Origin of the sequence: Lacimicrobium sp. SS2-24 (assembly GCF_002201535.1) — a bacterium.
Classification (GTDB): Bacteria; Pseudomonadota; Gammaproteobacteria; order Enterobacterales; family Alteromonadaceae; genus Lacimicrobium.
In genome coordinates this window covers 156,857-167,908 of record NZ_NIWW01000001.1, presented here as the reverse complement: position 1 = coordinate 167,908, position 11,052 = coordinate 156,857, and the positions used below count along the sequence as shown (strand labels likewise).

At 49.4% G+C, this 11,052-nt stretch carries 11 protein-coding genes; 5 read left to right on the top strand and 6 right to left on the bottom strand.

Features of this window, described 5'->3' with window-relative positions:
- Positions 1-71: 71 nt before the first annotated feature.
- Together CCY32_RS00715 and CCY32_RS00710 are read right to left on the bottom strand one after the other, a co-directional pair.
- On the bottom strand, positions 72-491 hold the full coding sequence (locus CCY32_RS00715) for a CBS domain-containing protein (protein ID WP_088328439.1): 420 nt from the start codon (positions 489-491) through the stop codon (positions 72-74).
- A 260-nt stretch (positions 492-751) separates the two neighbouring features.
- Positions 752-1,777: an isoaspartyl peptidase/L-asparaginase gene (locus CCY32_RS00710; protein ID WP_088328438.1), complete on the bottom strand. Its 1,026-nt coding sequence runs from the start codon at positions 1,775-1,777 to the stop codon at positions 752-754.
- A 104-nt stretch (positions 1,778-1,881) separates the two neighbouring features.
- On the opposite strand from CCY32_RS00710, the gene sbcB reads away from it, so the two are divergent.
- Positions 1,882-3,312 (top strand): exodeoxyribonuclease I, encoded by a 1,431-nt coding sequence (gene sbcB, locus CCY32_RS00705; protein WP_088328437.1) that lies wholly within the window; start codon positions 1,882-1,884, stop codon positions 3,310-3,312.
- 56 nt (positions 3,313-3,368) lie between these two features.
- Positions 3,369-5,027 carry a FapA family protein gene (locus CCY32_RS00700; protein ID WP_088328436.1) on the top strand — a complete coding sequence of 553 codons (1,659 nt, stop codon included), beginning with the start codon at positions 3,369-3,371 and terminating at the stop codon, positions 5,025-5,027.
- A 1-nt stretch (position 5,028) separates the two neighbouring features.
- Here the strand turns inward: CCY32_RS00700 and CCY32_RS00695 are convergent, their stop codons facing one another.
- A complete protein-coding gene (locus CCY32_RS00695) occupies positions 5,029-5,904 on the bottom strand; it encodes an NAD(P)-dependent oxidoreductase (protein ID WP_088328435.1) in 876 nt (291 codons plus the stop codon).
- Positions 5,905-5,968: 64 nt separating this feature from the next.
- Between CCY32_RS00695 and CCY32_RS00690 the strand changes: the two genes are divergently transcribed.
- The gene (locus tag CCY32_RS00690; RefSeq protein WP_088328434.1) at positions 5,969-6,460 is read left to right on the top strand and encodes a glutathione peroxidase; all 492 of its coding nucleotides are present in this window, start codon (positions 5,969-5,971) and stop codon (positions 6,458-6,460) included.
- Between the two features lie 35 nt (positions 6,461-6,495).
- Entirely contained in the window at positions 6,496-7,482 is a 987-nt protein-coding gene (locus tag CCY32_RS00685; protein WP_088328433.1) for a 2-hydroxyacid dehydrogenase, read from the top strand.
- Here the strand turns inward: CCY32_RS00685 and CCY32_RS00680 are convergent.
- Complete coding sequence (locus tag CCY32_RS00680) at positions 7,466-8,230, bottom strand: methyltransferase domain-containing protein (protein WP_088328432.1); 765 nt, start codon at positions 8,228-8,230, stop codon at positions 7,466-7,468. The two genes, CCY32_RS00685 and CCY32_RS00680, sit on opposite strands and share 17 nt — an antisense overlap.
- 44 nt (positions 8,231-8,274) lie before the next feature.
- Positions 8,275-9,030 (bottom strand): Nif3-like dinuclear metal center hexameric protein, encoded by a 756-nt coding sequence (locus tag CCY32_RS00675; protein WP_088329206.1) that lies wholly within the window; start codon positions 9,028-9,030, stop codon positions 8,275-8,277.
- A 126-nt stretch (positions 9,031-9,156) separates the two neighbouring features.
- Between CCY32_RS00675 and CCY32_RS00670 the strand changes: the two genes are divergently transcribed.
- On the top strand, positions 9,157-9,537 hold the full coding sequence (locus CCY32_RS00670) for a hypothetical protein (RefSeq protein WP_088328431.1): 381 nt from the start codon (positions 9,157-9,159) through the stop codon (positions 9,535-9,537).
- Between the two features lie 98 nt (positions 9,538-9,635).
- Here CCY32_RS00670 and phrB read toward each other — a convergent pair whose 3' ends face one another.
- Positions 9,636-11,051: a deoxyribodipyrimidine photo-lyase gene (phrB, locus tag CCY32_RS00665; RefSeq protein WP_088328430.1), complete on the bottom strand. Its 1,416-nt coding sequence runs from the start codon at positions 11,049-11,051 to the stop codon at positions 9,636-9,638.
- Position 11,052: the final 1 nt, after the last annotated feature.

The window sequence follows — 11,052 nt, the reverse complement described above, 5'->3', positions numbered from 1 at the left end:
TGTCGTTATAAAGGCGACGATCCTAGAAGAAGGCGCAGTGAATTTCTACTGTGAATGGTTAAATAACCTGTTTAGCCCGCGCGTTTATAGCCATCATGCAATTGAATATCCATGGCATGCAGCACCTGAGAACGGGTAATACTGCCCAGTAAATAGCCGTCATCATCAACAACAGGATACACTTTGGGTTTCTCGTGGAGCATTTGCTGTCCCAGTTCAATGATGGACATGTAGGGCTTAATCGACAGCACCTCGCTTTGCATGATCTCCGCTACCCGTGCCACCTGTTCACGGTAGTAGCTGGACTCCAGCATTTTCGTCAGACAATCCTGCTCAGACAAAAAACCGACCAGTTTGCGCTGTTCATTTATGACCGGTCCGCCAGTCTGATGGCCCTGAAGTAATCGCTCCACCGCCTCTGCAACGGTCATATCAAGCTTAAAGGTAACGGGCCGTGGATTCATATAGTCACTGACTTTCAAGGATTCCATAATGCTTCCTCTGTTGTTGTAAGGTGCTCATCTTAAAGATAGACGGCAGGACCAATTAATTCCCGCCTTTTGCTGAATTTTTTGAGCGAAAACAAACAATAAAACCCATTGAACAAAAAAAGTCTGACTGACTGGGCGCGGTAATGTGCCATGCCAGCCCCTGACCGTGATGGGCTGGCACAAGCATGGCCCCACCAAAATGAAAAAGGCTGTTGTTCACCTTCAGAAGAACGGACCTTTTAAAGATGGCTAATAACGGTTCACTGGCTATGCCCGTATATACCCACCTTGAGTTCACCTGAGGTGTCAATACTGGCACGGTACATACCCTGCGTATTAAAAGGCTGGCTGATGTTGCCCTGTGCATCCATCACGATGACACCGCCAGTACCACCGGCAGGCTTGAGCACATTATGAATCACTTCATCGGCTGCCTGCTGTGCACTGACATTCTGATACGCAACACGTGCACAGATGTCTGCCGCAACGTTAAAACGGATAAAATATTCACCATGGCCTGTGGCAGAAACAGCACAGCTTTGGTTATCAGCAAAGGTGCCTGCACCGATAACCGGCGAATCCCCAATTCGCCCCCAGCGCTTGGCCGTCATGCCTCCGGTAGAGGTGGCGGCGGCCAGATTACCCTCTTTATCCAGAGCTACAGCACCCACAGTACCGAACTTATAATCCAGTGCTAAAGGGTCCAGTTGGGCGGTTTTATCCAGTTTCATGGTAGCTTTGGCTTTGTGTAATTGTTCCAGGCGCGCCTTGGAATCAAAGTAATCATTGCTCACAGTGTCCAGCTCCAGCGTAGCAGCATAAGCTTCTGCACCACGACCACTGAGCATGACGTGATCGGAGTGAACCATGACCGCTCTTGCCAGAGCTATCGGGCTTTTGATGGTTTTAACACCGGCCACGGCACCAGCCTGTCGATTTTTTCCCCACATGATAGACGCATCCAGTTCATGCTCACCGTCAAAGGTGTAGACAGCCCCTTTACCAGCGTTAAACAACTCAGATTGCTCCATCACCTGAACCGCCTCAACCACCGCATCCAGGCTGCTGCCTCCGGCGGCTAAGACAGCATGCCCCGCTTTGACCGCTTGTTCCAGCTTGGAACGGTATTCGCGCTCTTTCTCTGCACTCATATTATCTTTATTGATGGTACCGGCACCACCATGAATGGCGATGGCTACCGGATGCCCTGCCGGTGCTTGCGCACTAACCGGGGATATGCCAAGCACCGAGCAGGCCATTAGCGTGCGTAATAAAAGCTTTTTCATTGAAATTCTCCTGTGGTTTTTAATGCAGATTATCATAACACTTGAGTTTAAGGCCTTGATTTGCTCTGATGCTCAGCACTGATTTATGAGCAAGGAACCCAAGTGTGTCTGAACCTTCCATTTTCTGGCATGACTATGAAACCTGGGGTGCCAACCCAAGCAAAGATCCTGCGGCACAGTTTGCCGGTATACGCACCGACCTGGATTTAAATATCATCGGCAAGCCGGTGAATTTTTATTGCCAGATCCCCAGCGACTATTTACCTCATCCACAGGCAAGCCTGATCACCGGTATCACACCGCAGCAATCCTTACGTGATGGCATGATTGAAGCGGACTTTGCGGCCAAAATCCATCAAATCTTCTCACAGCCCTTTACTTGCGGGGCGGGTTACAACAGTCTGAGGTTTGATGACGAGGTTACGCGTAACCTTTTTTACCGTAATTTTTACGATCCCTATGCCAGAGAATGGCAACAAAACAACAGTCGCTGGGATATTATCGATATGGTTCGGGCCTGCTATGCATTGAGACCCGAGGGTATCAGTTGGCCGCTGGATGATAACGGCATTCCGAGCTTCCGTCTGGAACGGCTCAGCGCCGCCAATGGTATCGCCCATCAGGACGCCCATGATGCCATGTCAGATGTCTATGCCACGCTCAATCTCGCTAAGCTGGTGAAGGAAAAACAGCCCAAGCTGTATGACTACTTATTCGGACTTCGCCTGAAAAAAGAAGTGAGCAAACTCATCGACTGGCAAAACAAAGTGCCACTGGTGCATATCTCATCCAAGCTTGCAGCGGCGAATGGTTGTTGTACCTGGGTGGTACCCATTTGCCCCCATCCAAGCAACAAAAATGCTGTTATCGTCCTGAACCTGGCACTGGATCCACAGCCGCTGTTTGATTTATCCGCAGATGCCCTGAGAGAGAAGCTCTATACACCGCAGGCTTTGCTGGAGGAAAACGAACAGCGCCTTCCCATCAAGCTGGTTCATATCAATAAGTGTCCAGTGCTGGCACCGGCAAAAACACTCACCGAAGAAAATGCGCAGCGACTCGGCATTGATCGACAGCAATGCCTGAAGCATCTGGAGGCAATTCGTCAACATCATGGTCTGGAACAAAAACTTCAGGATATCTTTGATACGCCCCATAATGAAACAGCCCGTGATGCTGACCATGCCTTGTACAGTGGCGGCTTTCTCAGTGACGCTGACAAGAGCAAAGCAGAGCAACTTCATCACTGTGATCCGGAACAATTAGCCTCGCTAGACTGGACCTTTGATGATAAGCGTCTCAATACCCTGCTATTTCGTTATCGGGCGCGAAACTATCCGGCTACCCTGAATGCCAGCGAGCTGGAGCAATGGCAACGTCACCGTCAGTTTAGGTTGTTAGATCCTGATTCCCCCGGCAGTATAAAAATGCCAGAATACTTGCAGGAAATAGAACGATTGGCCGAGTTACACCGCCAGGATGCAAACAAATTGGCAATTTTGCGTGCACTGTATCAATATGCACAGAATATTTAACGTTAGGCTGTTGCTGTCCGATAAGTAGATAGCACTAGGTAAATTCAGGCTGGAGTATGGAAGGCGTTACCCTCACACTTGAAGACAGTGGTCTGTTTCTGAGGATCAGAATCGACACCAGTGAAATTAAAGGCAAGCTTAAAACCAGCGACATGATGCAGTTGCTGCAAGAGAGCGAGCAAAAGAATTTTTTGGTGTTCGATGGCTCTCTGGTCAAGATTGAACAGGAAGTTCACAATGCCAAGGAAAACAACAGTCACAAGATTATCGACGAGCGTATCGCCGAAAAGCGTGACGCCGAAGTCCAGTTTTCCATGCAGGATTCTGACATGGCGGCAGAGATCGTCATGACCACGGCGCAAGGCGGTAAAAATCCCACCTCCAGCCAGCTGGTTAAAATGGCCCGTAAAGCGGGCATCCGCAAGGGGCTTGGAAAAAACCATATACAGCGCATTGTTGACCGAGCCAATAACGAGGAACCGCCGGGTACCGTCATTCGGGAAGTGATTGCCAGAGGGTTGCCAGCCCGCAACGGTCGTCCGTCTCGTTTATCTCCTTTGGTACCCAATGCCCTTGAGCGTATTCTGCAGCCGCAGGAAGTGAGCAAAAGTCGTGTCGATATGCGGGATTTAGGTGACATAATCTGTGTCAAGGCACAGACCCCCGTGCTGCAAAGACTGCCTCCCAGTGAAGGACGAAACGGCTTTACGGTTCGCGGAGAAACCCTCACCCCGGTGGCCGGCGAATGGCTGCCAATAAAGGCCGGTAGTGGCATAGTCGTCAGTCCTGATGATGAAAACCTGTTACTGGCTGAAATCTCCGGGATGCCGAAGTTTCAGAACGGCGACATGTGGGTGGATGAAACCTACATCACCAAGGGTGTCAATGTCGGTACCGGCAACATTAATTACGAAGGCGCCGTGATCGTCAATGGCGATGTCACCGAAAAAATGGTGATCATTGCCACCGGTGACGTCACCATAAACGGCTTCGTTGAATCGGCCCATATTCAGGCTGGCGGAGATATCATTATCACCCAGGGCGCCATGGGTAAACAGAGCGACACTGATGAGACGGAATACAATACCAAACTGACGGCAAGAGGCAGTGTGCATGTACAACATGGGCAAGGTTTGGATATCAGTTGCAGTGGTAATGTGACAGTGGGTAAACAATTAGCTCATAGCCGCATTGTCTGTGGTGGTGGTGTTATTGTGGGTCCGATGGATAACCCTAACGGCAATCTTTTTGGTTGTGAGATCCAGTGTCAGGATGAGGTGAAAGCCGGTGTAATTGGCGCCGTGTCAGGCTCAAACCTGTTTATTGACTACAGTGATGGTTATAACTACCTGATCGAAAGAAAAGACGAATTTGAAGAGTTACTCAAGCAACTGCAAAACAATTATTACCGTCACAAGGGAAAAGTCGACACCATTAAGAAAAAGCGTCTGCCCAAAGAGCTTTCCGAGAAAGTTAATCGCATCATGAGCCTCTACAAAGGTGAAGAAAAGCTCCTTGACTGGGTCACCCAAAAAACCGAAGCGTTGCGTAAAGCCAAGGACGACTATCTGCTGATCACTCGTTTGCGTGCAAGCAAGAAAATTCACCCAGGTGTGGTGTTAAAGCTTAATAACCGCACCTGGAAAGCAGACCGCGAATATGCCAACGGTCAGGTTTACTACTTTGAACACCAGTGGCATTTTAAACCCGAATAGCTTATCGCTTGTTGTTGAGCCTTGCCAATAAACTGGATGTGTCCCAGCGGCCCCCGCCAAGGTTTTGCACATCGGCATAGAACTGGTCCACCAACGCCGTCAGCGGCAAGGTCACGCCCAGCTCACGGGCCTGTTGTAAGGCGATATCAAGATCCTTACGCATCCAGTCCACCGCAAATCCAAAGTCATATTGATCATTTAGCATGGTCTGATAGCGATTTTGCATCTGCCAGGATTGCGCCGCGCCTTGACTGATCACATCAATGACCGCTTCACAATCCAGACCCGCCTGCTGACCAAAATTTAGCGCCTCGGCCAGACCCTGTACTACACCGGCAATACAGATCTGATTCATCATTTTCGCCATTTGTCCGGTACCCGCAGGCCCCAGCAATTTGCAACAACGGGCGTAAGCCTGCATGACCGGCTCTGCCCGCTCAAACACCTGACTGTCACCACCGGTCATAATGGTAAGCTGGCCGTTCTCAGCACCGGCCTGCCCCCCTGAGACCGGTGCATCAAGAAATCCCACCTGGCGCTCACTGGCCTGTTGATATAACGCTTTGGCGACCTTTGCCGAGGCCGTCGTATGATCGATTAATACACTACCACCTTGCATCCCGGCCAGTGCGCCCTGCTCCCCCAAAACAACCGAACGCAAATCGTCATCATTGCCCACGCAGACAAAAACCAGTTCCGCCTCAGTGGCAGCCTGCTTGGGCGTATCGGCTTTACTGCCACCATATTCAGCCACCCAATTATCCGCTTTTTCAGCAGTGCGGTTATAAACACAAACATGATAGCCTGACCGCTGCAAATGCCCCGCCATGGGATACCCCATCACGCCTAAACCGATAAATGCTACTTTTTTCACCATGGGCTAATCCTTTTTAAATGCTATGCTCTGCACACTGAGTGTGGTTAACGATTCCGGAGCAATTATGACAGAAAGCCTTTACGACTTCGAAGTAGAAAAAATTGATGGCAAAGTCCAATCCCTGAATGACTATAAGGGTAAGGTACTGCTTATCGTCAATACAGCCAGCAAGTGCGGGTTTACACCGCAATACGAGGGGCTGGAGGAGCTCTATAAAGCCTTCCACGACAAGGGACTGGAGATCCTCGCATTTCCCTGTAATCAATTTGGTAATCAGGAGCCAGGCAGTGCAGAAGAGATACAGGAGTTCTGTAACTTAACCTACCGTACTACCTTTCCATTGTTTAAGAAGGTCGATGTGAACGGCGACGATGCCGCCCCCTTGTATCAGTTTCTTAAAGACCGTGCCCGGGGCGTATTGGGCAGCAAGAGCATAAAATGGAATTTCACCAAGTTTCTAGTTAATCAGCAAGGCGAGGTGATCAAACGCTATTCCTCCACGACGAAGCCTGAGGACATGCGTAAAGATATCGAGTCCTTACTGCAAAAAGCGTAACAAAACACTGTGATCAAACAAGGAAAAGGTTAACGATGAAAATTGCTGTGTTCAGTGCCAAACAATATGACCGTGACTCGCTGTTAAAAGCCAACCCAGGTTTTGATTTGCAGTTTATTGAGGCCCGTCTTAATCAGCAAACCCTGCCGCTTGTAGCTGGCTTTGATGCCATTTGTGTGTTCGTTAACGATCAGCTGACGGCTGAGGTTATCGAACAGCTCAAAGTCCACGGAGTAAAGCATGTTGCACTTCGCTGCGCAGGCTTCAACAATGTTGATCTGGAGGCAGCCAAACAAGCCGGTATAAGCGTATCACGGGTACCGGCATATTCGCCCGAGGCAGTAGCCGAGCATACTCTGGCACTGATTCTGACCCTCAACCGTAAATTACATAAAGCCTACAACAGAATCAGAGAAGCCAATTTCTCCATCGAGGGGTTAGCCGGCTTTAATCTGCATGGTAAAACCGTCGGGTTGATCGGTACCGGACGCATTGGCCTGGCCACATTAAAGATCCTGCGTGGATTTGGCTGTCAGGTTATCTGTCACGATCCGGTTGAATCTCCGCAGGTTACTGAAGCTGGGGGCCAGTATGTCTCTCTTGACACCTTATTTGCACAAGCCGATATCCTATCACTGCATTGTCCTTTGACGCCGCAAACCCACCACCTGATCGATGACAGCCGAATCCGGCAGATGAAAGAAGGCGTAATGCTGATCAACACCTCACGGGGCGGATTGATTGATACCCATGCGGTGATCCGCGGGCTGAAAACCGAAAAAATCGGTTATCTTGGACTGGACGTGTATGAAATGGAAGGAGATCTGTTCTTTGAAGATCTCTCTACAGAAATTATTCAGGACGATGTATTTTTGCGCCTGCTCACCTTTCCCAATGTGTTTATCACAGGGCATCAGGGGTTCTTCACTGAGGAAGCTCTGACTCAGATAGCCAATATCACCATGAACAACCTGAAACTGGCGGAAAAGGGCCAACGTGACGAGGTCAGCTTTCTGGTTTGACCGCCAGCAGATGAAAATAGCGACCCAACCACAAGTAAGGGTGGGTCGTACCAAATTGAATTTCTTTTGCCTTAATCTGCTCGTAATGGCTGTTTTGCATAGATTTGTCACGCATATAGTCGTGAAAGCAGCGTATACCCGCCTGATGCCGGATAGCAAAATCCTCAGCCTTTAAAAAGTCAATTACCTCCGCAGGGGCCAGCGCCTTATTGGGATTCAATCTTACCCTGTTGCTAACCACAAACTCCTTATCGACATAATCAAAGTTACCGTACAGCAAGTTACTGAACCGATGGGCATCAAGATTAAAAAAGCTAAGAGACAGATAACCACCGGGTTTGAGCCGGTCAAACAGAGCATTGAGAGCCTCATAAGGATCACTGAGCCACTCCAGAACGGCATGGCAGGTAATCAGGTCAAACTGGTTATGCGAATCCAGACTTTGCAGGGGGCCACAGTGAAAATTTACCTGAATCTCTCCTTCAAACTTTGCCCGGGCAAGATCCAGTGCATCGGCAGAAATATCATTCACCAGCACCTTATGCCCCATCTCGGCAAGGGCTTTTGCCATAACACCCGTGCCGCCGCCGGCATCGAGGCAGTCCAGTGGCCCCGCAGGAAGATGCTGCTGCAAATAATGCAGCAACAACTCATGGCGAAGGCGTCCTTTGGTGGTGCCATAAATGTTCTTTTCGAACTTTTTGGCGATACGATCAAAGCTCTGATCCTGTTGCCACTGTTTACTCATTCGTTTTCCTTTGGCATGCACAACGCCAGCTCGTAGTGACAGGATCAGGCCGGATTATCAATATCAATGAACTCCACCTCAATCGGTAGTTGTCCTGCCAGGTGCTCACCGAGTGCCTTTGCACCATAACGCTCGGTGGCGTGGTGTCCTGCAGCAAAAAAAGCAATACCCATTTCTCTTGCCGTATGAATAGTTTGTTCCGACACTTCGCCGGTGATGAACGCATCAATGCCCTGCTCTGCTGCCTGTTCAATGAATCCCTGACCACCACCGGTGCACCAGGCGACCGTCTGAAGTGGCTGATGAGCGGGGGCCTCAATCAGAGGCTGACGTTGCAGCCTGGTGTGAATACGCTCCCCAAGCTCTGACACTGTCAAAGGCCTTTCAAAGCGTCCGCGCATGGCCACCGAGTGAGGATTAGAGGCCTCAAGACCACCACTGACCTGAATATCCAACAGTCTTGCCAACTGAGCGTTATTGCCCAGTGCCGGATGGATGTCCAACGGCAGGTGGTAAGCATAGAGATTAATATCATGGGCCAGCAGTGTAGCAAGACGGCGTCTTTTCATTCCCTTGACGCAGGGGTCCTCGCCTTTCCAGAAGTAACCATGATGAACAAAAACGGCATCGGCCTGAAGGGCAACGGCACGGTCAATGAGCGCCTGACTGGCGGTTACTCCGGTCACCACTCTGCGTATCTCAGCTTTACCCTCAACCTGTAACCCATTGGGACAATAGTCCTGAATGTTCTCAGGACAAAGAAGTTGATTGAGGTATTGAGTCAGTTTTTCTCGCAATATCACGTTAAAATCGCCTGTTATGAGTGAAAATTAGACATTAAAAAGCAAACAAGGTATAAAAGCCCATTCTGCTTTTTTAATCACTCAAAATAAAGGTACTGGTTAAAGTATTAAGAGATCCTAATTATGAGTAAACTGGATAAAGAACAAGTAATCGAGAAATTCACCGCGGCTTACAAAGCAGCGAACGGTAAAGCACCAAAGCTCGAAGCCAAAGGTGGCTGGTACAGTGTCGACGGTGGTAAGAATATGCGCCTTGCACAGCTCGAAGAGCTGGCTGACGAATTAGCCCAAGGCGGCGGTGAAAAAGCGCCGGCTAAAAAGGCTGAAAAAACAGAAAAGGCCCCAGCTAAAAAAGCCGCTTCTGACAGCGCCAAGCCCGCTACCAAAAAGGCCCCGGCTAAAGCCAAAGCGGCTAAAAAAGCGAAAAAATCTGACTTTTCCGTTAAGGCCATGTGGGCTGATCAACTGGCGAGTAAAGATCATGAGTGTCGCCTGCCCCGATAAGGTAGAAATGACAAAAAAAAGCGGCCTGAGGCCGCTGTTTTTTATGCTTAAACAAGCACCTTTTCCGGAGCTATAAAGAGTATTCGCTGGCATTCAGTTTACTTGAGAAACGCCGAAAACTGGCTCTTGGTATCGCTGACAGCCTGTTTATGCTCAACCACCGGAGACGGATAATCGATATCATGAAACTGAGACCATTTCTGCGGTTCATGTAAATATTTCTTCGGTACGTCAGAGAGTTCGGGAACCCACTTCAATAAAAATTCCCCTTCTTCGTCATAGCGTTTTCCCTGACTGGCAGGGTTAAAGATACGAAAATACGGCGCTGCGTCGGTTCCAACTGATGCGCTCCACTGCCAACCCCCATTGTTGGATGCAAAGTCACCGTCGATGAGCTTACTCATAAAATAGTCTTCACCCCAGCGCCATGGGAGTCGCAGGTGCTTGGTGAGAAAACTGGCAACCACCATCCTCAGTCTGTTATGCATCCAACCTGTTTGATTAAGACAGCGCATAGCCGCATCAACAATGGGATAACCCGTTTTTCCCTCACACCAGGCCTTAAACAGGGCTTTATCATTACGCCAGGCAAAAGCGTCATATTTACGTGAAAAGCAATGATGGCGGCAAACATGCGGAAAGTGATACGTGACATACCGGTAAAAATCTCGCCATGCCAGTTCCTTTAACCAGGTATGTGCGCCCCCTTCTTCAAACACTGTGTCACCAAGGCGATTTACCATAGCATTTACTGCCTGTAATGGGCTCAGGCTACCGATAGAGAAATACGCCGAGAGTTTACTGGTGCCAGGCAGGCTAGGAATATCCCGAACGCGGTCATAATCAGTCACATCTTCGTTCAGATAATCGGACATGCGCTGTACTACCGACTCCTGACAAACAGGCCAGTCTTCAGAGGCAGCGGTCAGATAAGCGCTCAACTGTGGGCTACCTTCGTCCAGATTGTGCTCAAAACTCTGGCTGCTTTTTACTTTTTCCACTGGTTCGATGGGCGTCATTGTCTGACGCAGTTGCTTTACCCACACCTTGAAATAAGGCGTAAATACTTTGTACGGCTCATCGCTTTGATTCAGTATGCTGTCGGGGCGAACTGCACAGGTATCATGAAATACGCCGCACCGGATTTCGTGCTGCTGCAACAGATGTTTCACCGCTTTGTCTCTGTTGCGTTCATCCAGCTCATATTCAGCGTTAAAGTAAACATGACTGATCTGATTCGACTCACACACACAGAGCAGCGTTTTCGCGATCTCGGCATAGCCCGGCACACTGAGGATATTCAGCACTATGCCCCTTTCTGCTAACTCAGCACGTAAGGACAGTAACCGCCGCATCATCAGATCCAGCTTAATGCCCGCAAGGCCATAGTGCTGCCACTGCTCAGGGGTAATAAAAAACAGCGCGGTGACGTTGTCATGATGATGTGATGCATAGCTTAGTGGTGCATGCCAGAGTGTGCGTAAATCACTTCTTAACCAAACCAGTGCTGACATA